This window comes from Luteibacter sp. W1I16, from assembly GCF_050434905.1.
In the GTDB taxonomy this organism is placed as follows: Bacteria; Pseudomonadota; Gammaproteobacteria; order Xanthomonadales; family Rhodanobacteraceae; genus Luteibacter.
Genome location: NZ_JBNDJJ010000001.1, coordinates 16,934 through 42,356, shown reverse-complemented (window position 1 = coordinate 42,356; position 25,423 = coordinate 16,934). Strand labels below are relative to the sequence as shown.

Genomic DNA, 25,423 nt, shown 5'->3' with positions numbered 1-25,423 from the left:
AACGCCTCACTATCGTAACGGACGACAGGAAAAATCATGCTCAGAACGATTGTGGCCGCTTTAATGATGAGCGTGGTTTTCCTGGTTCCCGCCAGGGCTTCCGAGCAGGGGCTGACCGCGTCCCGGATACGCCTAGGCATGGTCAATGCCCAGACGGGCGCAGCTGCTGGCCTCGGCCAGGGAATGCGTTCAGGTGCCATGGCGGTCTTCGACGATATCAATGCCAATGGCGGCATCCATGGGCGACAGATCGAACTGCTGGTCGATGACGATGCTTACGAACCCGACCAGGCTATCGACGCGACTCTGAAGATGATCGAAGACAAAAAGGTCTTCGCTCTGTTTGGTTTTGTTGGCACGCCGACGGCGAACGCGGTACTGCCGATCGTCAAGGAGACGAACACGCCACTTATCGGCGTGTTCTCCGGAGCGATGGTCCTCCGCCAGCCGGTCGTTCCGGAGGTCTTCAACATCCGCGCCAGTTACGACGATGAGTTGGACGTGCTGGTGACGCGCTTTATCGAAGATAGGGGTGCCAAGCGATTCGCTGTCTTTTACCAGGACGACAGCTTCGGCCTGGCGGGCCTGCATGGAACGGAACGGGCGTTGAAGCTGCATGGCTTGCAGGTTGTCGCAAAAGCCGCGTTCCAGCGTGGCACCAACGCGGTCAATGGCGGCCTGGCGACGCTGATCGACACCGATCCGGATGTCGTGATCATGGTCGGTCCCTATGCGCCTCTAGCCGCCTTCATTGCGAGCGCAAGGGAACAGAAGCTCAATGCGAGTCTTGCGACGGTGTCCTTCGTCGGCACCGATAATCTCGTGAAGTTGGTTGGCACTACAGGTAACGGCGTGGTCATATCCCAGGTCGTGCCTTTTCCCGGCGATCACAGCCTTCCGCTCGTCCAGCAATGCGAGACGTTGCTGGCAAAACAGCTACCGAGGATGAACCTTGGCTTCGTTAATTTCGAAGGCTGCATCACCGCAAAGGTGCTGGCGATGGCGCTGGAAAAAGCAGGCCCGGCGCTGACACGTACCGCCATGGTCGAAGCCCTCGAATCGATGCACGAGAAAGACCTTGGCGGCATCCGGGTGAGCTTCACGCCAAAAAACCATCAGGCATCGACGGCGGTGTTCCTGACCATGATAACCGACGGGAAAATTATCGCGATAAAGACGATACCCAAGTCGACGGATCTTACGGCGCGATAGCAATCGAGGTGTTGTGCGCATCAAGACAAAACTGATTGCCGGCACGGTTGTCCTGCTGGTCGGTATGACGGCTATCGCCGTGGCCGGCCTGATCGGGCTGAGAGATGTCGCCTCGAGCGTGGACAGACTCACCCGGGAATCGGTGCCGCTCCAGTTGGCGACCAGTGAACTGGTTCGTACGACGGAAAAGCTATCAAACGATTTTCTCAGGCTTGGAACATCGCGGGACACCAGCCAGAAGAACCGGTTTTCCGCCGTCATCGACGCGCACATCGCGACCATCGACACCATCACCACCGCCATCGTTCGCATGGGTCAGCGGGACGACGAATTCCAGCCGCGGAAATTCAAGGATATGCAGCACCTCATGGACAAGGCCGTCAGCGAACGACTGAGTGATACGGAAATCTTTCGGTCTGAATCGGTCAAGGTCAATGATTCTCTACACAAGATGGATCACGCTCTTGGGGTCATCGGGGCACATATCGATGCGCTCAATGCGCGCGCCGAGGCCGTCGTTTCGCAAGCGCAGCGGGAGAGCGTGGCCTCTGGCGATTCCACGAAGCGACTGACGGATATACGGTCACACGTGAAGGACATGATCATCGTGGTCGGGGAGATCCAGTCCGTGTCGAACCGGTACCGGCTATCTCCACTGAGGGAACGCATGGCGGCCGCCGCCGGTGCCGTGGAAAACCTCGACCGTGGTCCGGCGGAGGTCAGTATCAGCGGGCAAGTGCAGGATATGGTGTCGACGATAGCCACCAACGTCGTTGGCGATGAAGGCTTGATCGCTTTGCGCAAGCAGATGTTCCTTCCAGGTGATTCGGATACGAAGTACCTTGCAAAGAAGGAAGAAGTCCTCGAAGACCTCAATGCGGCGATCGGCCGCATTTCCGAAGAAATCGACGCCATCGACCTGCGTGCCATGAATGATCGACGGACACTCGCTGCGGCAAACCTGTTCCTGCTGGGTGCCGCTGAAGTCAAGCGAGCCGGTGCCAGACTGACCATCGACATCCTGGAACTGCGCAACCATGTCACGGATCTGACGGCCAGCGAATCGATCGACGAGCTACACCTGCGGGAAGCCGGTGTGCGAACGGAAAACAGCGAACTGCGGGCCAACGGTGCCCTTCTCGCGTCGGCTCTTCTCAAGACAGGACAAACAAAGTCCATCACGGACGCGGAGCAAGTCAACGACTTCATCGCCACCGTCGAACAAGCGACGGAACGCATTACCACAGCGAAACACCGCGCTCTGGTGAGTGAAAGCGCGCTGCGTGGCATCGTTGATCAGGTCACGGCCATGTCCGATCAGCAGATCCGCTACGGCGACGTCCGCGTCAAGCGAATCAGCGAACAGCAGCACGCCGTCGTGTCGAAAGTGCAGCATTCCGTCGCGCAATCGTTCGGTCTCATCCTGGGGACGTCGTCGCTGTTGGTGGTTCTGGGCCTCGTTGCCAACACCAAGCTGGGAACCACCATTATTCGTCCGATCACTGGCCTGTCCAGCACCATCGAGAGGATTCGCAGCGGCAGGAATCTTTCGTTGCGCGTACCCGAGCGCGGCACCGGTGAAATCGGTGTTCTCATCGACGGCTTCAACGCCATGTTGGAGACCATCGAACAAAATGATACGCAGTTGAAGCTTGCCACTAAGGAAGCCGAGGCGGCAACGATCGCCAAGTCGGAATTCCTGGCCAAGATGAGTCATGAGATTCGCACGCCGATGAATGGCATTCTTGGCACGACCGAGCTTTTGTTGATGACCGACTTGAATCCGAAGCAACGCCGCTTTGTCGACACGGCGCACCGCTCGGGGGAGGCCTTGTTGACGATCATCGATGACATTCTCGATTTCTCGAAGATCGAGGCAGGAAAAATGACCCTGGAGCGGGTCCCGTTCGATCTGCGTCGCCTTATCGACGACACCATGACGTTGATGAGCCACAGTGCCAACCGCAAGGGTTTGAGTCTCGTCTTCAGCATGGCTGAGGAGGTACCCGAGAGGTATTGCGGGGACCCGGGGCGCCTGCGGCAAATACTCACCAACCTGGTCAGCAATGCGATCAAGTTTACCGAGCGCGGTGAGGTAGTCATAGAAGTGCGTCACGACGGGGAAGACACCGTGTGCATGTCGGTTTCCGACACGGGCATCGGCATCGAGCCGGAGGTAGCCGCCGCGTTGTTCCAGCCCTTCCGGCAGGCCGATAGCTCGACCTCCCGCAAGTACGGTGGATCCGGGCTGGGGCTTGCCATCTCCCGGCAACTGGCCGAACTCATGGGCGGAACGCTTACGCTACAGACGGCTCCAGGCAAAGGCTCGATCTTCTCGGCCTCTTTCCAACTGAAACAGCCCACGGATGAGGTGGAATCACAGCGTCCCGCTGTACGCAGTTCGCTCGCCGGCATGAGCATGTTGGTCGTCGACGACGATGAAACGAATCGGGGCATCCTGGTGGAATACGGTGCCGAGTGGAATATGCATGTCACCAGTGCGGACAACGGCGTCGTGGCTTTGGAGAAACTTCACGCCGCGGCGGCGGAAGGCATGCACTTCGATGTCGCGCTGATCGACATGAGGATGCCGGTGATGGACGGCATTTCACTGGTCGCGGCGATCAGGGCAGATCCCGTGCTTTCGCCGTTGAGGATCGTGATGCTTTCCTCGTTCGATACGGCCGACAACAGCAGCGTTGCCAGCGACCTGAACGTCGACCAATGCCTGAGCAGGCCGCTGCGCGGTGTGGATCTGTATGCGAGCCTAGCCGCCGCGATCGGCGTCGGCTCCCCCGCAGCCACGGCGTCCGCACTCACGACCGCCAATACCTCCACTGCCCAGGCCAGACCGCCGCAGAGCGTTCGCGTCCTGTTGGCCGAGGACAACGTCGTCAACCAGGAGATCGCCACGGCGATGCTCGAGGACACCGAGTATGGCGTGACCATCGCCGAGAATGGTCTCGAGGCATTGAGAGCGACCGAGACGGCGGAATTCGATGTCGTCCTGATGGATTGCCAGATGCCCGAGATGGACGGTTTCGAGGCGAGCATCGAATTGCGGCGACGGGAGGCGGACACCGGTTCACGCCGTCTGCCCATTATCGGATTGACCGCGAATGCCGGTGCCGGCTCCAGGGAAAATTGCTTGAACGCGGGCATGGACGATTACGTATCCAAGCCGTTCCGTCGCAGTGTCCTTCTGGGCGCCCTCGCCAAGTGGACGCGGTCCGTACCGGCCAGCCGTATGAGCCCGCAAGAAGTAGATGTTCCCACACCCATCACGCCTGAGACCGCTCCGTTGGACATCGAAGCGCTACAGGCGCTGAGAGACCTGCAGCGACCCGGCCGGCCAGATGTACTGACCCGCGTCATCGATCTGTTTTCGCTCGACGCCCCTCGATTGGTCGAGGCCATGCTCGAGGCGGTCAGGTCCAACGATGCAGACGCTTTGCGGCATGCAGCGCACACGCTGAAGTCTACCAGCGCAAATGTCGGCGCCGTTTCTCTCTCGACCAGCTGTCGTGAGATAGAGCAGCTCGCGCGCTCCACGGAAGTCGTCGCGGCAGGGGCGCGGGTCGATGATGCCACGAAGGAACTCAGTCGCGTTCTCGCGATGCTCGTACTCGAAAGGACCACAACATGACCATCCATTTCCGTGAATTTCCTTCTGTTCTCATCGTGGACGACGACCCCATGACCCGCATGCTTGTGGCCGAGGCACTGGAGCCGGAAGGTTTCAGCGTGCTCGAGGCGCAGAGCGGCCGTGAGGGCATAGAGGCCTTCGGCCTCCATAGACCTGACATCATCCTGCTGGATGTCAGCATGCCGGGCATGGACGGGTTCGAATGCTGCCGGCGCATTCGCCGGTTACCCGGTGGCGGGCGTGTACCGGTGGTGGTTCTCACCGGCAACGATGACGACGAGTCGATCACCAGCGCCTTCGAGGCCGGCGCCACCGACTTCGTTTCCAAGCCGATGCGCTGGAAGCTGCTGAGTTATCGCGTCCGCTACCTTCTGCGTTCCAGCGCCGTGCTCGAGGAACTCGCCCATAGCGAAGCCAGCCTGGGCTTTGCCCAGCAGTTGGCCCACGTCGGAAACTGGGAGTGCGGCATTCCCATCGCCGACGGCTCATGGTCGCCTGAGCTGTACCGGATACTGGGGCTGGAAGAGGGCACGGATGTGCCGACTCAGGAATCGCTGATGTTATGCGTGCCCGATGAGGAGCGTTCGCCTCTATTGCGTTCGTTCATGAGCCTGCGTACCGACGGCACCCGGTTTGGGGTGGAACATCGCGTCGTGCACCGGGATGGCAGCGAACGGTTCGTCTTTCACCAGGCGGAGGCGATCCGCGAGCAGAGCAAGATCGTGTCGTTGCGGGGAACGTTGCAGGACATCACCGAGCGTAAGATGCATGAGGCGCAGATCGAGTTCCTGGCCAACCACGACGCACTCACCGGTTTGCCGAATCGCAACCTGCTCAGCGATCGTATCGCGCAGGCGATCGCCCGCGCGCAGCGCGAGAACCGGCGCGTCGGCGTGATGATCCTGGACCTGGACCGATTCAAGTTCATTAACGACAATTTCGGCCACCATGTCGGCGACGCGTTGCTCAGGGCGGTGGCAGATCGATTGCGTGCCACCGTGCGCGAAGTCGATACGGTGGCACGCCTTGGAGGCGATGAGTTCGTCATCGTGCTGTCGTCGATGATGTATCCGGGCGATGGCGAAATCGCGGCACAGAAGGTCATCGATGCGTTCATTCCGCCCCTCCTGATGGAAGGGCGCGAACTGCATGTGACCACCAGCATGGGCATCAGCGTTTTTCCCGAGGACGGCCTCACGGCCGAGGTGCTTCTCAAGACCTCCGATGCCGCGTTGTACATCGCCAAGGACAAGGGAAGAAACTGCTTCCAGTCGTATACCTCCCAGATGGGTGTCCAGGTGGAAGAGCAGGCCGAACTGGTCAACGCGCTGACCCAGGCGGTGGCGCGGAACGAACTGGAAATCCACTATCAGCCGAAGGTCGACCTCACGAGTGGAGCGGTGAGCGGCGTGGAAGCCCTGTTACGCTGGCGGCGACCAGGCATCGGCCTGATCTCGCCGGACATTTTTATCCCCCTGGCGGAACTGACCGGACTCATCATCCCGATCGGCGAATGGGTGTTGCGAAACGCGTGCATCCAGGCCAAGGCCTGGCACGATGCCGGCCATACCGGCCTGACCATGGCGGTCAATGTGTCGGCCCGACAGTTTCGGTTGAACAATGTTCAGGACCTGGTCCGTTCGGCACTCGCCGACAGTGGATTGAACGCGGCGTGCCTTGAGCTGGAACTGACCGAAAGCGTGCTCATGCACGATAAGCAGGCGGCGGTGAAAGCGCTTCGACAGCTTAAGGAAATCGGTGTCGTGCTGACGCTGGACGATTTCGGCACGGGTTATTCGAGCCTTTCGTACCTGAAAGAGTTCCCGATCGACGTGATCAAGATCGACAAGTCGTTTATAAACGACGTGACCAGCAGTATCGACGGCGCATCGCTTACCCGATCGATCATTTCCATGGCCGAGTCCCTGCACATGATCACGGTTGCCGAAGGCGTGGAGACGGAGGAACAGCTCAGTTTTCTCAATACCAATCGTTGCGACCGGATGCAGGGCCACTACTTCAGCCGGCCATTGGCGGCCAACGAAATGAATGCGTTGCTCGGGGCGAGGACGCGCCTGCCATGGGACAGTTGCCGTCGTATTCCCCCTCAGCGCATTCCCGGTGTATCCGGGATTCCATTTGAAATGACGAGATAATGGGTCCGTGAGAAATGGTGGCTATGGCGCGGCCGACAGGGTATGTCGATAGGGTTAATGGCGGGTGCGGCATATAGGCCATGCGGCCGACTGCCGCCTCGTGCGCGTTTGGAATGTAATGAAGCCGTCACCAGCAGGGCGGCGCGCGCGAGGGGGAATCATGAACGTCGTCGAAGCCGGCCGTGTGCCGGTCATCGTCATGGGCCAGGGGGCCACCGCCCTCGGCATCCTGCGTGCCGTCGCGATGGCCGGGATTCCCGCCTACGTGGCATGTCCGCCCGACGATCTGACCACGCGGTCGCGCTGGTATCGTCCTGTCCCGGGAGCCCCATGGGACGGTCGCCCCGGCCCCGCCGCCGAGGATGCGCTGCGCGCGACGCCGTTGAAGCGTGCGGTCCTGATCGCCGGTGCCGACGACATCGCCCTGTGGCTCCCCAGCCTTCCGTCCGATCTCCAGGAACGATTCCCGGTGTCCACGGCGGGCCACGCGGTTCAGGCGCTCCTGCAGGACAAGGCCGCCTTCGCCCGGCACGTCGAGCACCTGGGCATTCCACACCCTCGAACCTTCCATCTCGGTTCACTCGCCGAGGTCGACGCGGTTCCGATGGAATCGCTCGAACGTGTCTTCATCAAGCCGGTGAACTCGCAACGATTCAGCGACGTCGTGGGTGCCAAGGGCGTATGGGTCCATACGCGGGACGAACTGCGGGACACGTGGGCGCGTCTGCATGCACAGGGTTTCTCGCTCATGGCCCAGGAATACATCCCGGGGCCCGCGACAGAGCATTTCTTCGTGGACGGATTCCGCGACGCCAGCGGCGCTTATCCCGGCCTGTTCGTTCGCCAACGGATGCGCATGTCGCCGCCCGATTTCGGAAACAGTTCCTGCTCGTGCTCCGTCCCTCTGGATCGGACGGAGGAGGCGGTAGGGCAGGTGCGTCGCCTGCTCGACGACGTGGGCTACCGGGGCATCTTCAGCGCCGAATTCAAGCGCGATCCCCGCGACGGGCAGTTCAGGATCATCGAGGTGAATACGCGCGCGTGGACGTATGTCGAGTTCGCCGCCCGCCACGGAGTGAACGTGTGCGAGATGGCCTGGAGCGACGCGCTGGGCGAGCCCGTGCGGGCGGTGTCACGAAGCTATCCGACCGGAAAATTGTGCGTCGATCTCTACCATGATCTGTCCAGCGTCGGACGGGCGCAGACGTCCGGTATCGGCACGGCCATGCGGGTGGCGATGCAGTGGGCGAGGGCGGATCTGCATGTATTCCGGTGGAACGATCCGCGTCCCGCGTTGCACATGCTCGGCCCCCTGCTGCTCAGACGCGTCACGCGCACGCGCGACACCGCCCCGGCTGCCGGGCAAGGATCTTCGGCCTGAGCATCGCAGCGCGACGGTAGTGGTACCTGACGGGAGTACTCCGGTGGGAGCCGACCCTGTCGGCGATGGCTGCTTGCCTCAACCCGGCCCGCTGCCGCGGGATCGCCGACAAGGTCGGCTCCCACAGGTGTATTCCTAAATCCCCCGGGTCCGTTCCTACCCGGCCTACCCGATGCTGTCGTGGGAGCCGCTTCAGCGGCGATTGGGTGCTTGCCTCACTTGGCCCACTACCGAGGTGTGAGGTGGTAAAGGCCACCCGGTTCCGCATCTTCAAGCAGCCAGAGCGAACCGTCCGGTGCCTCTTCGACATCGCGAACGCGCTTGCCGATGTTCCAGCGCTGCACGGCGGTGGCGCCGCCCTTGCCATCGAAAGTGATGCGAATGATGCCCTCGCTGACGAGTCCACTGGCCAAGGCGCTGCCTTTCCAGTGCGGGAACAGGCTGCCCTTGTAGAACATGAGGTTGCCTGGCGCGATCACCGGCACCCAATAGATCACCGGCTTGACGAGATCGGGCCGTGTATCGGTGCCGGGAATAGGCACGCCGTTGTAGTTGAGGCCGTACGAAACCAGCGGCCAGCCGTAGTTCTTGCCACGCTGGATAAGGTTCAGTTCATCACCGCCGCGAGGGCCGTGCTCGAGTTCCCACAGGCGACCATCGGGACCGAAGGCCAGGCCATACGGCGTGCGATGGCCGGTGGACCACGTTTCGGCCGGCGTGAGGTTCGGGCCAGGGAAGGTGTACGTGCTAACGACGGGTGCCGTCTTCGCCGCCTCGGTGTCGGTCGCCGGATCGATCAGCGGAATGGTGCGGGCACCGACCTTTCCAGCCCATGGATTGCCCGGCGCGGGTTTGCCGTCGAGCGTCAATCGCAGGATCTTGCCCACCGGTTGATCGGGGTCCTGCGCGGGCGTGAAGCGCTGGCGATCTCCCACGCTGAGGAAGAGGTACTTGCCATCCGGTGAAAAGGCGATCTGGCCCCCGGCCTGCCCACCCTTGCCGGTGGGCATCTGGCGCCAGAGCACCTGGAAGTCGTCCAGCCGGGCCTGATCGCCATCCAGCACGAGCTTGCCGCGGCCCATGGCCAGGCCGCCGCCATAGTCACCGGGTGCGACATAGGTGAGGTACACATAGTGGTCGCGGGCGTAGTGGGGCGAGAGGAAGACGCCCAGCATGCCGTTCTGACCTTCGACATAGCTGGCCGGCACGCCCTTGATGTCGGTCTTGGCGCCCTGTTGGGTTACCAGGGCCACACGGCCGACTTTTTCGGTCACCAACATGCGGCCGTCGGGCAGGAACGCGATGCGCCAGGGAAGATCGAGGCTGGCGACCTTCGTCACGGTGAAGGGAAGATCGGGATCCGACTTCTGATCGCCTGCATTGGTTTGTGCATGAGCGGCGCTCGTCAACACGGCTCCGAGCACGAGCCCGATTACCAACTTCTTCATGTGGATGTTTCCTCGCGTCGGAGTGACGCGGGAGATCTTAAGTGCTCCGGTTGCAAAACTCCCATGCCCGCTTTACAGTGAACCATATGGTTCACTATCAGGCCCGCCTCGACGCGACGTTCGCTGCGCTCTCCGATGTCACCCGACGCGGGGTGCTGGAGCAGCTCGGGGGATCGGACGCCTCGATCACCGATCTGGCCCAACGATTTCAGATGACCCTCACGGGCATGAAGAAACACGTCAGCATCCTGGAGCAGGCGGGGCTCGTGACCACGGAGAAGGTCGGACGTGTACGCACCTGCAAGCTCGGACAGCGCCGGCTCGAAGAAGAAGCGGCCTGGATCGAGCGGCACCGCCAACTCTGGAGCGCGCGCTTCGACGCTCTGGACGAGCTCGTCGAACACCTGAAACGCAAGGAGAAGGCAGATGACCCAAGCAAAAGAAGGTAGCGCCGCCGTGAACCAGACCGCCGTGAACCGCAAGTCCGATCGCGAGCTCGTCGTGACGCGGACGTTCGATGCCCCCGTGCACATCGTTTTCGAAGCATGGAGTAAGCCGGATTTATTCAAACTATGGTGGGTTCCGAAGTCGGCGGGCATGTCGCTGGTGTCGTGCGACATGGACATTCGCACCGGGGGTACGTACCGGCTCGTGTTCCGGCATCCGGCCTTCGATCAACCGATGGCGTTCTTCGGAACGTATAAAGAAGTGACGCCGGACAAGCGCCTCGTATGGACGAATGAAGAGAGCGATCAGGGCGCGGTGACCACGGTCACCTTCGAAGAACATGCCGGCAAGACGCTGGTCACCCTGCACGAAATCTATCCCACGAGCGCAGCCCTCGACGAAGCTATCGCTGGATCGGCGGAAGGCCTGCCCGAACAGTTCGCGCAGCTGGACGAGTTGCTCGCAGGCAGAGCCGCGTAGGGACGATCGTCACTGGCTGGCATGCCGGGCAAGGGGACCCTCGGTCGCCGCCCGGGATGACGAACCGCACTTGCTAGCGGTCGCGCGGCTGCCTATCGTGCGACCTTCAGCATGCCGCTGACAGGGGAGGGGACGCTGTGGAAACTGCGCTATTTCGTACGTCGACGTTGCTTTGCGCCTTGGTTCTCGCAAGCGTTCCACTGCAGCCCGCCGCTGCGCAAAGCGCTCCCGCTGGAACGGCTCCCGCCGCCATGAGTACGACGGAAGCGCCCGCAGCGCGTCCCTCGGATGTCGCTTCGATGGGCGCGATCATCGAAGCGGTCTACGACGTGATCTCCGGTCCCAAGGGGCAGGAGCGTGATTGGAACCGCATGCGTTCATTGTTCGTGCCTGGCGCACGCCTCATTTCGGCACGTACGGGAAAGGATGGTGTCACCTCGGCACATGTCATGAGCGTGGATGACTACATCCGGTTGGGCGATCCATTGCTGAAGAAGGACGGGTTCTTCGAACGCGAGGCACATCGCACGGAAGATCGCTTCGGCAACATCGCCCAGGTGTTCAGCACCTACGAGTCGCGTCACGAGAAGGATGACAAGCCATTCCAGCGCGGTATCAACAGCTTCCAGCTTTTGTTCGACGGCAAGCGCTGGTGGGTAGTGACGATCTATTGGCAGGGTGAGCGGCCGGAGCTTCCGATTCCGAAGCAGTACGGCGGTTGATGGATCAGGATTTCGTGCCCGGGTGCAGGAGAGTCGGAATGTTTGCGAAGCTGTTTACGAAAGCTGGATTTTTCGGGGCTGCCCTCGCGGTGACGGGCGCTCTCGGTGCCACGGTTTGGGCATCGGCAGCACCTACGGAAACCCAGGTCTGGCGGGAAGCCTTCCAATCCAGTCCGGCTCGTTACGATCCGCTAGCACCGGAATTCGTAAAGATGCTGGTGGAGAAATTCAAGATGCCGCCCGAGGCGGTCGCGCAGATGCGGCCGCAGACCGCGAGCGGCACCCAGCGCGTGCGCCTAGCCGTGACGGCACGCGGGCCGCAGATTCGTATCCGCGTTTCGAACGAGGAGGGGACGGAGCCCTTGGTGCTCGCCGCCGTGAGCGTCGGGCTCGCCGGAGACGGATATGCGTCCAAACCGGGCACGCTCAAATCCATCACCTTTGGCGGCCATCGCGATATCACCGTCCCGGTGGGCGCTCCGGTGCTTAGCGATCCCATCGCACTCCCGGTGGCGGCCGGCACCGAACTGATCGTCAGCACCTACGCCAAAGGCTCATTCAAGCTCGATCCCCTGGGAGGCGGCGCTGTCGTCGTGGCGGCCGGCGACCAGACGATGAAGAACGAACTTGCCGGAGGAGCGCCGATGGTGGGCAGGCCCGCCGTCACAGGTGTCGCCGTAATGTCGCCGCCTTCCCGGCGAGTCATCGCAACGCTGGGTGACTCCATTACCGATGGCAATCGTCCCGCACTCACGGAAACCCGCAGTTGGCCGGAAGTGTTGGCAAAGAGGCTCGCGGCGCGCCGGAGTGAAGGTGACTATGCCGTTGTGAACGCAGGCATAGGCGGCAATCGTGTCCTGGGAGCCGGTTGGGGACCGTCCGCGCTTGCTCGTCTGGACCGCGACGTTCTGCGGATCGATGGGCTATCGCATCTCATTGTCCTCGAGGGTACGAATGACATTGGCATGTCGGGGCATACGGTGTTCGGTAATAACCCCGTCGTTACGGCGGAGGATCTGATCGCGGGTTATCGACAGATCATCGCTCGCGCTCATGCGCGCGGCGTCAAGGTCGTCGTGGGGACGATCATGCCGTTCGGAGCGTCGATGACACATTATTCGCCGGAGAACGAGCGAACGCGGCAAGCGGTCAATCGTTGGATACGGACGTCGCGGGAGGCGGATGGGGTGGTTGATTTCGATCTGGTTGCTCGGGATCCGAAGAATCCGGTGAATATGCGTGCCGAGTTTGGATCGGAGGATGGGTTACATCCGGGGGCTGCGGGGTATAAGGCGATGGGGGAGGCGGTCGATCTTTCGGTGTTTGAGTAAGCCTCGGGTGCTTCCGATCGAGTAGTAGCTTCCTGGTAGAAACGCGGCATGATCTGATGGAGCCCTGACGATGGATCTTACGCAAACGATGCATGACTGGGCGAGCCAGATACCAACGGGTCTGGTAGCTTTGCTGCAACTTGTCGGCGCGTTCCTGCTCGCCGTGTGGTTCTACCAGCGAGCCGGCTCCGGGCATGTGTTCTGGGTGCGCATCTGGACCATCATTCATGGTCGCCGTGAACTGAACGATCCAGTGATCGCCCCGTGGATCACCCAGCGCAGCGCGCTAATGCAGTTTCGAGTGCACGCTGGCGTACGCGCACGAACCCACACCGAGGCGGTACGACTGATCGCGTGGGCGAAGGATAACGATGAGGAGATGGGCGACATCGCCCGGTGTCGCGGTTATTTTGATCTTGCACGCCCAGGGCTCAAATCCACGCTGCGTCGCTGGCAGGCAGCCCTACTAGGCGCAATCACGCTAGTCTTTTTCCTGTGCACCTGTTTGGCGATTTTGCTAGCCCTGACGCCGCGCGCAGTGGTCAGTGTCAAACATGGCAGCGGCACCGTTTTACTGCTGTCTGCCGATAACATCCGTCCGCTATGGTCAACCGAGAAATATGACGCGAGCGACTGTCGCACGCAAAACCACGGCGACATCGCCACGCGTGTGGGCATGCCCCTAGGCGAAGTTGACACCGCCTGCGGTTGGCTGGGCGAGCCTGGCCTGCAGGGAAAAATCGAGGAGACCCGACACGACCAATGGGTGGGAGGCCATTCGCTGGCGATACTGGGACTCATCTACATGGGCTTCCCACTGACCTGGTTTCTTACAGCAATGGCCGCTATGGCCATGGCGAACCGTTTGGCGGCACGGGCGACGACGCAGGATACGGGCGAAGGATTAGTGCGCGTCATGCCGGCAAAGGGCGCAGCACGTCGCCGGGGCAAGCGACGATCCTCGCTAGATGTACCGAACGAGCCATCGCCATAAGGCGCCCTGTATGGCAGGCGGCTGACTGGCACTAGGCAGGCTGTTAGGGGCAATGCCTTACAAATAGCGCAAAGGCCCTCAAGAACCTTCAAAAGAGTTGTATGTAATTTGACATAATATACATTATGCGAAGCGATGGATGGTCCGACCCGGGGCCGTCCTCGCCATATTTCTAGGCGTCGGCAATGGCTGGTGAGCCCTGAAGACTTCCGTGAGCTTCGTCTCTCCTGCCTACTCAATCGCAAGACCGCCGCCGAGTACTTGGGTGTCTGCCTCCGAACCATCCGTCATTGGGATGCGGGCCGAAACCGTGTGCCATGGTCGGTCGTTCGGCTGCTGCGGGTCCTGAGGTGCGGCGACCTGGGCGCCCTCGTGCCGGAATGGTCTGGCTGGATCATCAAGCGCGGGAAGATTTTCAGCCCGGATGGTCGTGGTTGGTCCCAAGCCGATCTCGGGCGTTGGTGGCTAATCCTCGACCAAGCTCGACTGTTCCGCGATCGCTACGACGCCGAAACCCGGGGTGTGGGGCGTAGCCCCGCGAAGACGCTCCAACCCGAAGCTGAGGGACGCGAAAGGCGCGTAGACGCCGCTGCCGAGCATCGAAACGGAGCCGCCATCCGGTCGACCGCTCTTGGCCGTTCCGGCGAGCAGCGGCTTGCCGCCGCCGGGGCGGCCATGGCGGTCGGCTGCATGCCGGGATCGCCTCGACGCCCGTTGGCGGCGCGGAGCGCCGCGGGGCTTGTCATCCTTTCAACAAGTGGAACGTGCTTTGCGAGAAGCTGTGTTGCACGTGGCGTTTCGAGGGTCGCATGAACGCTCAGCCGATCTATCTGGACCCTCGCAAGATGCGGTGTCGTCGGCTTCGCCGGACGATCACCGAGGCCGCCAAGCTCCACGAGATGGTTACAGACCATGATTCTGAGAGGTTGGGCCGGTCGGCGTATCGCAAGACCTTCATCACCCTCACCTATCGTCGGAACGGCGAGTGGGAGCGTTGTCATATCTCGCGGATGGTTCGTTTGATGCGTCAGTGGTTCCAGCGGCGTGGTGCGGTCTGTCGCTTTGTGTGGGTGGCGGAGCTTCAGAAGCGTGGTGCGCTTCACTACCACATGGTTGTCTGGGTGCCTCGGAAGCTTCGCCTACCCCGCCCCGATGTCTGTGGCTGGTGGCCGTATGGCAGTACGAAGATCGAGACGGCGCGCAACCCGATTGGTTACATGGTGAAGTACGCGACGAAGACGTCGTCAGATGATCTGAAGCGTTTGCCGAAGCACGTTCGCCTTCATGGTAACGGCGGGCATACAGATGGTGCGCGCATGGCGCTGCGTGAATCGTTGCTTCCGACCTGGGCACGTGAACATGCCTTCGCGTCGCGCTTCCTCGCTGCGAGTGCGCTGCGCAATGCGCTGATCGAAGCTGGCGAGCTCGATCCATCGGAGAGCCTTCCAAGCGGCTCCGGCTTCTATATGCGCCCACAGTTGCGCAGTGTTGCAACTGGCGAAATCTTCTCGATGGATTTTGCCATCCCTGTGGATGCCCCTGCCCTTGCTCGATGTCCCGGCGGTGGCATGGTTGATCTGGCAACAGGCGAAGTCATCCCTTCACGCTGGCTCGTCGCGTATGAGCGCGGCGTCTTGATCTTGACTGAAAAACCGGAGACGACTTATGAATGCGCCGCTTGAACCGGGCGAGTGGATGATGGGCGGCACGCACGATGGTGTTGCTAACGAGGTGATCGGCTTGAGCGAGGCTGAGGTAGCTCAGATGGCTGTTGAGGCCTACGAATATGCGTGGACGAAATGGCAAGGCGGTGCAGCTGGTCGCGCGAAGCAAGAGCGCATCGTCGTGGAGCTTGTACGGGAATTTGAGCACCTCATCCGTGATCGTCTGGAGCTCTTCGACGAAGAGTGACGGATAAAGCGAGGCCCCCTTCCGCCGGCAAGCAAGAGAGGGGGCCTCAACCACAACAGGGGCTCGCGCCCCAAAGGAATGTTCGCATGAAAATCGACCATGTTGCACAGTGCCGTTTCTTCTCGGCCGAGGACGCGATCCGCTTCGCCCTCTCTGCTTATTACGCTGCAACGAAGCACATCGAGCCGCCGCCGGGCGAGCCGTGGATCATCGATGGAGCTCCATGGTCTAGCGGTGCGGACTTTGCTGATGCCTTCATGCAGGAGGTTGCGGACCGTATCTCAGCCAAAGCGTGTGAGCTTCAGCTGCCGCATAGTGGCTCTCAGATAATGGGCTTGTGGTGGCCTCTCGACGGTGACGAAATTACGGATGCTGGGAAGGTTTTTTTGCGCCGTTTAATGAACCATTTGCCATCGGCGAATGACGCGGATAATAATGTCGAAACGGGGGCCGACGGCCAGCTTATTTATCGTCATCATTTAGCGTAACGGAAATCGAAATGGATAATCCTGGCGTTACGCAAATCGGCACATATACATTATGCGAAGTTGTACATGGACTTCGCCGTGCCCTGTCCACATGGCGATGATTCGTAATCAATTCGCCCACGGATTCGCGAGGCTCTGCAGAATGACAGGCAGCAGCGCCTCGTCCATCGACATGGTTTCCATAGATCGCGAGAGATAGGTGGTATCCGTCACAAGGGTGACGCTTTTTTCCCAAGCGTGCAGGACCGACGAGCCGTAAGCAGCCTCAGCCTTCGCCAACGACTGCGCCGGAATTGGTCCCCAAGCCTTGATCATCATCGCCAGATCAATGATGTCACGGCTCATCGTGGAGCGATCCATACCGCGGTCCGTGTTTGCCAAGAGCTTCTCGGCGTACGAATCGACGTGGCCCAGGACCGGAATGCCTTCAATCCGGATTGGGCTCGGATCGAACGTAATTCGCGCTTCGCGCACCAGTTCGAAACGAATATTGACATCGTCGACTTTGAGATACGTGGAAATCTTGTCCCGATCGGTACGGACGTCGCGTACTTGCTCTAAAGGCTTGCGCAGAAGGTCACCAAGCCTTGGCGGGCGAATAGCCTCTCGGATGCGGCGGTAGCCGGCGGCATCGGCACACAGAAAGTCGATATCGACGGACTCCCTGTATTCGCCGCACTGAAGGACGATCGCCGTCCCGCCCCCGAAATAGCATTGGGCTTCCAGCAATAAATTAGCATCGAGCGCGCGGAGAACGTGGGCAATGCGTTGGTGGTGGGGGCGCTCAAACATGAAGCACCCCGTTGCCGTAGCGATTTATCAGGTCAGTAAGCAACGCGCGCTCCTTCTCGTCCATGGCCTCGCGATCGACCAAGTCCCAATTCCTCTCATAAAGCGCAAGCGCTTCAGGCTCTGCAATCGTGCGCTTCCCCGGACGATTCCAGGCAAGCCTCTTTAGCTGTGGAAACAGGTCGATAGCAATCATGGGCTGCCCAGCGACTGGAACGAGGTTAAGAGCCCGCATGACGGCGGCGTAAGTACCCATGGCCACCGAGGGCCTGCCCTGCTCCACTTCAATCAGTTTTTGTCGCCCGACGCCCGCCGCCTTCGCGACAGCGGCCTGTGTCAGGCCAAGCCGCGCCCTTTCGGCCCTAAGCATTTGGCCGAGGTCGCGGAGAGGTTCAAGCGCGGGCGCATACGTGATCATGTCGCGAATATACGACATTAAAGCAAAATGTCACATAAACCTGACATTTTCGTGGCGCGCCCTTATTCATTACGATGAGTGTCATAGGAATAAGATAATATAAATCAGTCTTTTACACGTACATGCCAAGACCCGCGATCCGGGACTGGTAATGACATCTCACAGGTCGTGAACCCGTAGCTGCTCAAGATCGGCGATCAGCCCAGGCCCTACGGGTTCCCACCCAAGTTTTTCCCGCGTCTGCTGACTCGATGCGGGCATGTCGAGAGTGACGAACATGGCGAGCGGGCCGAAGAAGTCCTGTGCCTCTTCGGGCGCGATCGATCTCACCGGAAGACCTAGACTCCGGCCGACGGCTTCCGCGATAGCACGCAGCGACACACCCTCCTCCGCAACCGCGTGATATTTCGCATTTGGCTGGGCCGCTTCGGTAGCCAGCCGGTAGAGGCGCGCCACATCGAGAACGTGGGCAGCCGGGAACCGGCTGAGGCCGTCGCCGACATAGGCGCATACGCCCCGCTCCCGATACAGCTGGATGGCAGGTGTGATGAGACCCTGCGAAATCGAATCGTGAACCTGCGGCAGGCGCACTACCGATACGTTGACGCCTCGTGCGGCGAGAGCGGCTGCGGCCTCTTCCGACGCAGCGCGCGGATGCACGTCAGAACCGACAGTCGGATTGTCCTCCTTGGCCGGCTCGCCGGGAACGGTATTGGCGATGGGGGTGCCGGAGGTTATGACCAGGGGCCGCTGGGAGCCGACAAGAACCGACCCGAGCGCCGCGATCACGCGGCGATCCTCCTCGCAGCTCTGCGCGAATCGGGAAAAGTCGTGGTTAAAGGCAAGGTGGATGACGCCGTCGGAGCGCGTGACACCTTCTTTGAGGCTCTCCGGATCCGCGATCGATCCGAAATAAGGTTCGGCGCCTGCGGCCCCCAACGCTGCGACCTTGTCTTCCGAACGATAGAGGCCAATGACCTCATGACCTGCCGCGATCAAATCCTGGACGACCCTTGCACCGATATTTCCCGTGGCACCGCTGACAAATACTCTCATGGCAGAACTCCTGATCTCGTTTCTCGGTCCGATTGGACGACCAGTCTCAGCTAGCGGATCATGGGGGTAAAGTGGAGACGTTATAGGGGTATGACGACTAACAGGACGAACGGAAATCCGTCTGCCGAGAACGTGCTCGGCACTTATCTTTGAGAGCGACGTGCCAGGCTCGATCCCATGGCACTCGGGTATCCGCCCGGGCGACGCCGTACCGTCGGCCTGCGCCGCGAGGAGATCGCGCAACGCGCCAACATTAGGTCGCACGGACCTCAGCATGGTGATCTACAACCCGGCAACCCCGTCCGACGCGGCGAAGATCAAGTCGAAGATCGGCCTGGCGGCAGAAGGTCACGAACTATGATGCAGGTCCGGGCATGCGTCGTATCCTTCGCCTCTGCACTCAAAGAAGGAAAACGATCATGAAGATACTGATAGTCGGTGCCGGCGGCACGCTGGGTCAGGCCGTGTCGGATGAACTCGGCGCGCGCCACGACATCGTCCGGGCGGGGCGTTCGCGCGGTGATGTGCGCGTGGACCTCCGCGACGCCACCAGCGTCGCCGCCATGTTTCGCGACGTGGGCGACCTCGACGCCATCATCTGCACGGCCGGCAAGGTGCCTTTCAAGCCACTGGCCGACCTCGACGACGCGGATTACCTCGAAGGCCTGCAAGACAAGTTGATGGGCCAGGTACGCCTGGTCCACGCCGGCACGCCGCACCTGCGCGACGGCGGCTCGATCACGCTCATCACCGGTATCCTCACCGAACAACCGATCGTCGCGGGCGCGTGCGCAAGCTTGGTCAATGGAGCGGTCGAGGCCTTCGTCCGCGCGTCGGCCATCGAATTGCCACGCGGCATCCGCATCAATGCGGTGAGTCCCACCGTGCTCGAGGAATCGATGGGCAGCTACGGGCCGTTCTTCCGCGGCTTCGAGCCCGTGCCGGTAAAGCGCGCGGCCCTCGCCTTCTCGCGTTCGGTCGAGGGCCGGCAGACGGGGCAGGTCTACAAGGTCTGGTAAACACGTTGCTCCCGGTTTTCCAGAAGCTGCCCAGTGAGCAGCTTCTTCTAGCTATACGGTTCGCGTCGCCGCCACCGGTGGAACATTGGACGCCCTCCGTGCCGGTACGAATACAGCGAACTGACCCAGCAAGAGCACTGCGGCCACACCGACCATAACCGACGTTACCGGGATCCGGTCCATGCCGAAGTTCCGCATCAACCAGAAGTTGAGCGTCAGGGCCAGCAGGATACCGATGACCGCGCCGCCACAGGCGATCGCCAGGTTTTCCAGCTGGAAGTAACGAAGGATGTCGATCTTGCGTGCGCCTAGTGCTCGTCGAACACCGATCTGCTTGCGCCGTTGCCCCACCCAGAAACTCGTCAATCCAACGATGCCTGCCGCGGTCACTCCGATCAGGACGACGCACACCACGCCCATGAGGATCGCCATGCCGACGTCGGACTGGTAGGCGTGGGCGCGGATCTGCTCGAACGACTTCACCGACTCTTCGTCGTCGAGCACACGCATCGGGTTGACTCCGAAGAGGACCGAAGGAACGGCCTTCATCGCGGCATCCCTCCTTCCCGGTTTGGTGCGGACCGCATAGCGGGAATAATTGGAATTGAGGCGCGCTGGTACGATCACCGTGTTCCAGGCGAACGTCTTCGCCCAGACCGCACCCTGCATGCGATCGATCACGCCGATCACCACGCTCGGTGTCGACGCCCCATCAAGGTACAGCACCTGCCCGACCGCTGCCTTGTCCGGCAACAACTTTTCCGCCAGCGCACGGCTGATCACGATCACACTCGCGGTGCGTTCCTCCCGGCCGGAGTAATGCTGCACTTCGCCGGGATTGAAAAATCGGCCGGCGATGACCTTGAAGCCAAGTGCCGGCAATGCCTGGTCGTCCGTGAAGAAATAGCTGACGCGCGCGGTTCCGGCGCTCAGGCCGTCGTACGTGCCGTTGCCGGGGTTGATGCCCGCGGAGCCGGCACGCGACGAGGTATAGAGCGGCAAGGAGTTCGTGGGCGTTACCGCGGTCACGTCCGGCATGTTCCGCAACGCGGCCAGGTCTTCCTTCATCATGGCGTCGAGCTGTTCCGCACCGGCCGGTTTATCCGCGTCGGGCGCGCCCACCCATTGCTGGGATATCAGGAACAAGTTGTCCTCGACCAGGCCAGTGGGCCGGTTGACGTTCTGGATGCGCTGGCCAATGATGAAAAGCGCGTTGCAGACAATGGCCAGGGTCAGCGCGATCTGCAGTGCGATCAGCACGACACCGGCCTTGTGCTTGCGCAGCGCGGCGAATATGGGGTGCAGGGTCATTCCTCGATCCTCAGTTCGACTTCAGTTGCCAGGCGGGCTGCACGCGGGAGGCGCGGAAGGTCGGATAGAGGCCGGCGACGAGGGTGGAGCCCACCGCCAGCGCGAGCGTCAGCAACAACAGGGACACGTCCAGAGTCGCGAGCTTCGCGATGCCCTTGGGCAAGACCATTCCCACTCCGAGGATCCCCACGCCGGTGAATGCAAGGCCCAATACACCTCCCGCCAGACCGATCATCCCTGCCTCGGTGAGGAACTGCGCATAGATGGCGAAGCGACTCGCCCCGAGTGCCCGTCGCACGCCGATTTCACCACTGCGGCGCAGGAACTTCGCCAGCAAGAGTCCCGAGGTATTCACCAGGCACACGACCAGGAGACCCACCGCCACGAGCAGCGAGACCTTGGTATCCGACGGAACGACTTCCTGGCTCTCCAGCCACGCGGGAAGATCGCGCAATCGGATATTCGGCGCCCAATTGAACCGCCCCGCTTTCTGCTGCTCGCGCGCATAGTTCTCAAGGTAGTCCCTATACGCCGATACCGCCCGCGCATCGTCCAGCTGGGCGAGATAACTGATCCATACGCACGACGAACGCAACAAGCCCACGAACCCTGGTTCCTTGGGCGGCTTGGTGCAATTGGTGTTGCCGTCGTTCGGCACGCCCGATTCGATGGCGCGATCGAAGGGCAGGAACAGATTGTCGGCCGTCGTCGAAAAGCCGCCAGTGTTCTGCACGTCATAAAAGACAGGCTGAGGGTTCCAGGCATCCAGCACGCCGACCACACGGTAGTTCCTTCCTTCGACGTTGATCGATTTGCCCACGCTGTTCTCGCCACCGAACAGCTTGGTGTTGAGCTTGCTGCTGATGACTGCCACCGCCGAGCGCTGCCTGTCGTCGTCGGCACTCCATGCGCCGCCGTATTTGAACGGCGCCTCGACCAACGGAAAGAACTCGCTGTAGACGGCGTGTCCGCTGACATTGAACGGGTGCGCCCCCTGCCGTGCCGGTACCACCGACGACCATATGATGTACATCGCCGATTGCAGCGTCGCGCGGTGGTCACGCATCAACGCCATGGCATCGATGTAGGAAAGCGCGTTGACCGGTTCGTTGTCGCCATTGCGCTGCGTGCTCGGCCCCCAGGCATCGATTTGCGGAACGAACAAGCGCGACGACTTCCACGGGATCGGGTCGCCCGATACCGCGCGAAAGACGGAGTACGTCGTCATCGAGGCGGCGACGCCGAAGCCGATCGCGAACACCATCAACGCCGTGAGGCCGCGGCTGCGTTTCAGGCTGCGCGTGGCCAGTTCGAGGTAATAGCCCAGCATGTTCATCCCCTTCGGTCCCTGCCCTGATGTCGTTCCACCGCTGCCTCCTCTGGGCGGACATCCGCTGCCCGCCCGTGTGCTCAGCAAGTGACGTGCCAGGACGGACGCGGATTGAAATTTGTTGGAGTGCAGCGAGTTAGCGGAGCATGCCAGGCCGGACGGGTGTCCGCGGACACCGCGGACGGACGTTGCCCGGACAGGCTAAACGGCTGGTCACCGACGCGGGGAAAAAAGTCCTTCGCATATTCGGGCAACAGCGCGATGCTGCGCGTCGAGACGATCAGTGACATGGCCATGGCGAGGTTGTCGACGTCGTGCGCCGGCATCACCGAGAGGCCGTTCGCTTCCAGATAGGCGTCGATCACTCGGCGCACCGTCACTCGGCATCATGGGCGATCTTTGCGGTGACCGGCACTTGCGCGAACCGGCGCGCCGCATATACGATTCGTATATGTTTCATATAAAGCAAATCGCATGGGAATCGTAAGCATCGACGACGATCTGCACGACCAACTGCGCAAGGCCAGCGCCGTGTCGTGCAGATCGATCAATGCGCAAGCGGCTTTCTGGATCAGGATCGGCATGCTGTGCGAACTGAACCCGACGCTGACCTTCAACGAGATCGTCACTAGCGAATTGCGCGCCGCATGTGTCGTGGCGCAGGCGGTCAACGCGGCTCCGCCGTGATCAAACGGCCGGAAGAAATCGCCCTGTTGGCGGAGTCGGGGCAGCTATTGGCGCAGGTGTTCGGTCATCTCGATCAGCTGGACCTGATTGGCATGTCGACCATGCAGGTCAACGATCTGGTCCATGACCTCATCGTCGACGACCTCGCCGCTCGTCCCGCGAGCATCGGTCAGTACGGCTATGCGTACGCGCTCAATGCCTCGCCCAACCACGTCGTCTGCCATGGCGTCCCGTCCACTGAGGACATCCTCCGGGGCGGCGATATTGTCAATTTCGATATTACGCTGGAAAAGAACGGCTACATTGCCGACTCCAGCAAGACCTATCTGGTGGGCGAAGTATCACCGCCTGCCAGGCGACTCGTGCATACGGCGTATGGCGCGATGTGGGAAGGCATCCGCGCCGTTCGTCCCGGCGCCACGCTCGGCGACGTGGGTCATGCCATCGAGAGACACGCACGCAAGAATGGCTATTCGATCGTCAGGGAATACTGTGGGCACGGCATAGGCCGTGAAATGCACGAGCCGCCCGAAGTGTTGCACTGGGGTAAGCCGCGAACGGGGCTGGTGCTGCGAGAAGGCATGGTGTTCACCATCGAGCCGATGGTGAACGAGGGGCGGCCAGCGGTCCGAACCGAAGACGATGGATGGACCGTCGTCACGCGCGACGGGAAAGTATCCGCGCAGTTCGAACATACCGTGGCCGTCACCGCCAACGGCGCGCGTGTCTTGACCTTACGCCCCGGCGAAGTGCGGCCTGCAAAGTATTAACGACCTATTTCAGCGGAAGGTAAAGATCGCAAACCACCTCGGGCACCGGCGCATGCGGGGGCATCGAGAAGTGACGCTGGCAGTAGATCGGGAAATCCCGTGCTTCCTCGCCACTGTTCGGCAGCCACTCGCGATAAAGGTAAAGCGCGGCAGGTTCGAGGTTGTTCGTATTCTGGGCAACGCGCAACACGGCGCAGCGTCCTCCGGGAATGACACCTGGCTTCACGTTCGCATCGTCTGCGTCGATGAACCGACCGGTTCCGACGCATAGATCCATGCTGTAGTCCGCCGGGTTCGCCGGTGTACGCTCGGAACGGAAGATGTTGAAGGTCGGGCTCGTCGAGGGCGACAACCCGGCGGCCTTGCGCCAGGCGATGAACCGTTCGATGGTCTCCGGCAGTCGATCCCGGTCGCCGCGATGCTCGAAGATCGCCACGGGCGTCGGATGGACCTCGCGAATCGTTACGTCGCTGGCTTCATACGTGATTTTCATGAGCGTGTTCCTTGCGTGGTCGAGAGGTCCGAAGGCGGTAAGCCACGGGGCCCAATCAGGAGATTTCCGGAATGACGAAGGCGATTGCCCGAGCCGCTGTCTAAAGGCGCGGGCGAAGGCGTCAGGTGCGTCGTATCCGGCGTCGATGGCGATGTCCGTGACGCTCTGGGCGCCCGAATGAGCAAGCTGGAACGAAGCACGCCGCATGCGGACAAGCTGCACGTAGCGATGCACCGAGAGCCCGAAACTGGCTTTGAACTGCCGGTGGAAATGAAATTTCGAGAAAGCGGCCACGCCGCTCAGCGTGTCGAGGTCAAGATCGTCGTCCAGATGTCCGTCGATGTAATCCAGCACCCGTTGCATCCTGACATGGTAGTTTTTCAGCGTCGTCGTCATCACTCGTTCCTGCGTGCTGGAACAGTTTCTCGCCACGGCCCGGGTCATGCTCGACCGATCTTGCTGTCTTGCCTGACCGCTGTCCCTATTGAATATCTGAACCGATGGGGCTTTAAATTCGCCATGCCATCCACATGTCGAATCCAGCGCTATCGCTAACCGCCCGTCAAGGATACGAAATGAACGCCTCGCAGAAAGTTGCCCTCGTCACCGGTGCCACCCGTGGCATCGGCCAGGAAACCGTCCGCCAGCTTGCCGAAGCCGGCGTCACCACCCTGCTCGCAGGCCGCGATCCGGCACGCACCCAGGCTGCCGTGGACAAGCTCAAGGCCGAAGGCCTTCCGGTCGAACCGATCGTACTGGACGTCACCAACGCCGATACCATCCAGAAGGCCGTTGCGGAGGTGAAGGCGCGGTTCGGTAAGCTCGACATCCTGATCAACAATGCCGGCATCGTCGTCGATGACTTTGCCAAAGCGCCGTCTGAGCAGACCCTCGATGCTTGGCGCGAGACGTTCGACACCAACCTCTTCGGGGTCGTCGAGGTGACAAAGGCGTTTCTCCCGCTGCTCAAGGCGGCGCCCGCGGCTCGCATCGTCAACGTGTCGAGCCTGCTGGGTTCGCTGACGCTGCACGTCGACCCGACCTCGTCGATCTACAACTTCAAGGTTCCCGCATACGACGCATCCAAGAGCGCGCTCAACTCGTGGACCGTTCACCTCGCCTACGAGCTGCGTGAAACGCCGATCAAGGTCAACGCCGTCCACCCGGGTTACGTGCAAACGGACATGAACGGCGGCCAGGGCGAGATCGACGTGCCGACGGGCGCGAAGAGCAGCGTCGGCATGGCGCTGATTGGTGCCGATGGCCCGACCGGAAGCTTTACCTATCTTGGCGATACGCTTCCCTGGTAATCCGTCACGGGCCGCTCGCGAGAG

At 61.3% G+C, this 25,423-nt stretch carries 26 protein-coding genes; 18 read left to right on the top strand and 8 right to left on the bottom strand.

The window, feature by feature from the left end:
• The first annotated feature begins 36 nt into the window (after positions 1 to 36).
• The 4 genes from QFZ41_RS00205 to QFZ41_RS00190 all read left to right on the top strand — a co-directional run bounded on the left by QFZ41_RS00205 (position 37) and on the right by QFZ41_RS00190 (position 8,395).
• Positions 37 to 1,212, top strand: a complete 1,176-nt coding sequence (locus tag QFZ41_RS00205) for an ABC transporter substrate-binding protein (protein ID WP_429196759.1) — start codon at positions 37 to 39, stop codon at positions 1,210 to 1,212.
• A 13-nt stretch (positions 1,213 to 1,225) separates the two neighbouring features.
• Positions 1,226 to 4,858, top strand: coding sequence for a response regulator (locus QFZ41_RS00200; protein WP_429196757.1), 3,633 nt, complete (start codon positions 1,226 to 1,228; stop codon positions 4,856 to 4,858).
• Positions 4,855 to 7,014 carry a putative bifunctional diguanylate cyclase/phosphodiesterase gene (locus QFZ41_RS00195; RefSeq protein ID WP_429196755.1) on the top strand — a complete coding sequence of 720 codons (2,160 nt, stop codon included), beginning with the start codon at positions 4,855 to 4,857 and terminating at the stop codon, positions 7,012 to 7,014. The genes QFZ41_RS00200 and QFZ41_RS00195 overlap by 4 nt, the downstream gene beginning before the upstream one ends.
• Before the next feature lie 160 nt (positions 7,015 to 7,174).
• A complete protein-coding gene (locus QFZ41_RS00190; protein WP_429196753.1) occupies positions 7,175 to 8,395 on the top strand; it encodes a hypothetical protein in 1,221 nt (406 codons plus the stop codon).
• A gap of 227 nt (positions 8,396 to 8,622) precedes the next feature.
• On the opposite strand, the gene QFZ41_RS00185 is transcribed toward QFZ41_RS00190, so the two are convergent.
• Positions 8,623 to 9,843, bottom strand: coding sequence for a PQQ-dependent sugar dehydrogenase (locus QFZ41_RS00185; RefSeq protein ID WP_429196751.1), 1,221 nt, complete (start codon positions 9,841 to 9,843; stop codon positions 8,623 to 8,625).
• 41 nt (positions 9,844 to 9,884) lie between these two features.
• Here QFZ41_RS00185 and QFZ41_RS00180 point away from each other — a divergent pair, with 41 nt between their 5' ends.
• The 9 genes from QFZ41_RS00180 (at position 9,885) to QFZ41_RS00140 (ending at position 16,216) form a co-directional block, all read left to right on the top strand.
• The gene (locus QFZ41_RS00180; RefSeq protein WP_429196749.1) at positions 9,885 to 10,292 is read left to right on the top strand and encodes an ArsR/SmtB family transcription factor; all 408 of its coding nucleotides are present in this window, start codon (positions 9,885 to 9,887) and stop codon (positions 10,290 to 10,292) included.
• Complete coding sequence (locus QFZ41_RS00175) at positions 10,270 to 10,770, top strand: SRPBCC family protein (protein ID WP_429196747.1); 501 nt, start codon at positions 10,270 to 10,272, stop codon at positions 10,768 to 10,770. The genes QFZ41_RS00180 and QFZ41_RS00175 overlap by 23 nt, the downstream gene beginning before the upstream one ends.
• A 251-nt stretch (positions 10,771 to 11,021) precedes the next feature.
• Entirely contained in the window at positions 11,022 to 11,492 is a 471-nt protein-coding gene (locus QFZ41_RS00170) for a hypothetical protein (protein WP_429196745.1), read from the top strand.
• 38 nt (positions 11,493 to 11,530) lie between these two features.
• A complete protein-coding gene (locus tag QFZ41_RS00165) occupies positions 11,531 to 12,823 on the top strand; it encodes an SGNH/GDSL hydrolase family protein (protein WP_429196743.1) in 1,293 nt (430 codons plus the stop codon).
• Between the two features lie 70 nt (positions 12,824 to 12,893).
• A complete protein-coding gene (locus QFZ41_RS00160; protein WP_429196741.1) occupies positions 12,894 to 13,817 on the top strand; it encodes a DUF6216 family protein in 924 nt (307 codons plus the stop codon).
• A 135-nt stretch (positions 13,818 to 13,952) separates the two neighbouring features.
• Positions 13,953 to 14,630: a VC1465 family Xer recombination activation factor gene (locus QFZ41_RS00155; RefSeq protein WP_429196739.1), complete on the top strand. Its 678-nt coding sequence runs from the start codon at positions 13,953 to 13,955 to the stop codon at positions 14,628 to 14,630.
• Positions 14,627 to 15,499 (top strand): rolling circle replication-associated protein, encoded by an 873-nt coding sequence (locus tag QFZ41_RS00150; RefSeq protein WP_429196737.1) that lies wholly within the window; start codon positions 14,627 to 14,629, stop codon positions 15,497 to 15,499. Before QFZ41_RS00155 ends, QFZ41_RS00150 begins: the two co-directional genes overlap by 4 nt.
• Positions 15,483 to 15,728: a hypothetical protein gene (locus QFZ41_RS00145; RefSeq protein ID WP_429196735.1), complete on the top strand. Its 246-nt coding sequence runs from the start codon at positions 15,483 to 15,485 to the stop codon at positions 15,726 to 15,728. The genes QFZ41_RS00150 and QFZ41_RS00145 overlap by 17 nt, the downstream gene beginning before the upstream one ends.
• Positions 15,729 to 15,814: 86 nt before the next feature.
• Positions 15,815 to 16,216, top strand: coding sequence for a hypothetical protein (locus tag QFZ41_RS00140; protein ID WP_429196733.1), 402 nt, complete (start codon positions 15,815 to 15,817; stop codon positions 16,214 to 16,216).
• Between the two features lie 108 nt (positions 16,217 to 16,324).
• Here QFZ41_RS00140 and QFZ41_RS00135 read toward each other — a convergent pair whose 3' ends face one another.
• The 3 genes from QFZ41_RS00135 to QFZ41_RS00125 form a co-directional block, all read right to left on the bottom strand.
• Entirely contained in the window at positions 16,325 to 17,008 is a 684-nt protein-coding gene (locus QFZ41_RS00135) for a nucleotidyl transferase AbiEii/AbiGii toxin family protein (protein WP_429196731.1), read from the bottom strand.
• On the bottom strand, positions 17,001 to 17,441 hold the full coding sequence (locus QFZ41_RS00130) for a helix-turn-helix domain-containing protein (RefSeq protein WP_429196729.1): 441 nt from the start codon (positions 17,439 to 17,441) through the stop codon (positions 17,001 to 17,003). The genes QFZ41_RS00135 and QFZ41_RS00130 overlap by 8 nt, the downstream gene beginning before the upstream one ends.
• A gap of 141 nt (positions 17,442 to 17,582) precedes the next feature.
• Positions 17,583 to 18,479: an SDR family oxidoreductase gene (locus tag QFZ41_RS00125; RefSeq protein ID WP_429196727.1), complete on the bottom strand. Its 897-nt coding sequence runs from the start codon at positions 18,477 to 18,479 to the stop codon at positions 17,583 to 17,585.
• A gap of 160 nt (positions 18,480 to 18,639) precedes the next feature.
• Here QFZ41_RS00125 and QFZ41_RS00120 point away from each other — a divergent pair, with 160 nt between their 5' ends.
• Positions 18,640 to 18,840: a hypothetical protein gene (locus tag QFZ41_RS00120; RefSeq protein ID WP_429196725.1), complete on the top strand. Its 201-nt coding sequence runs from the start codon at positions 18,640 to 18,642 to the stop codon at positions 18,838 to 18,840.
• Between the two features lie 58 nt (positions 18,841 to 18,898).
• Positions 18,899 to 19,498: a short chain dehydrogenase gene (locus tag QFZ41_RS00115; RefSeq protein WP_429196723.1), complete on the top strand. Its 600-nt coding sequence runs from the start codon at positions 18,899 to 18,901 to the stop codon at positions 19,496 to 19,498.
• A gap of 51 nt (positions 19,499 to 19,549) precedes the next feature.
• Here QFZ41_RS00115 and QFZ41_RS00110 read toward each other — a convergent pair whose 3' ends face one another.
• The 3 genes from QFZ41_RS00110 to QFZ41_RS00100 form a co-directional block, all read right to left on the bottom strand.
• A complete protein-coding gene (locus tag QFZ41_RS00110; RefSeq protein ID WP_429196721.1) occupies positions 19,550 to 20,809 on the bottom strand; it encodes an ABC transporter permease in 1,260 nt (419 codons plus the stop codon).
• Between the two features lie 10 nt (positions 20,810 to 20,819).
• On the bottom strand, positions 20,820 to 22,139 hold the full coding sequence (locus QFZ41_RS00105) for an ABC transporter permease (RefSeq protein ID WP_429200154.1): 1,320 nt from the start codon (positions 22,137 to 22,139) through the stop codon (positions 20,820 to 20,822).
• Between the two features lie 80 nt (positions 22,140 to 22,219).
• Complete coding sequence (locus QFZ41_RS00100) at positions 22,220 to 22,504, bottom strand: hypothetical protein (protein WP_429196719.1); 285 nt, start codon at positions 22,502 to 22,504, stop codon at positions 22,220 to 22,222.
• A 109-nt stretch (positions 22,505 to 22,613) separates the two neighbouring features.
• On the opposite strand from QFZ41_RS00100, the gene QFZ41_RS00095 reads away from it, so the two are divergent.
• Both QFZ41_RS00095 and map read left to right on the top strand, forming a co-directional pair.
• Positions 22,614 to 22,826 carry a ParD-like family protein gene (locus QFZ41_RS00095; RefSeq protein ID WP_429196717.1) on the top strand — a complete coding sequence of 71 codons (213 nt, stop codon included), beginning with the start codon at positions 22,614 to 22,616 and terminating at the stop codon, positions 22,824 to 22,826.
• Positions 22,823 to 23,596: a type I methionyl aminopeptidase gene (map, locus tag QFZ41_RS00090; RefSeq protein ID WP_429196715.1), complete on the top strand. Its 774-nt coding sequence runs from the start codon at positions 22,823 to 22,825 to the stop codon at positions 23,594 to 23,596. The genes QFZ41_RS00095 and map overlap by 4 nt, the downstream gene beginning before the upstream one ends.
• Positions 23,597 to 23,600: 4 nt before the next feature.
• On the opposite strand, the gene QFZ41_RS00085 is transcribed toward map, so the two are convergent.
• The gene (locus QFZ41_RS00085; protein WP_429196713.1) at positions 23,601 to 24,485 is read right to left on the bottom strand and encodes an AraC family transcriptional regulator; all 885 of its coding nucleotides are present in this window, start codon (positions 24,483 to 24,485) and stop codon (positions 23,601 to 23,603) included.
• Positions 24,486 to 24,664: 179 nt separating this feature from the next.
• Here QFZ41_RS00085 and QFZ41_RS00080 point away from each other — a divergent pair, with 179 nt between their 5' ends.
• Complete coding sequence (locus QFZ41_RS00080; protein WP_429196711.1) at positions 24,665 to 25,399, top strand: SDR family oxidoreductase; 735 nt, start codon at positions 24,665 to 24,667, stop codon at positions 25,397 to 25,399.
• Positions 25,400 to 25,423 lie beyond the last annotated feature (24 nt).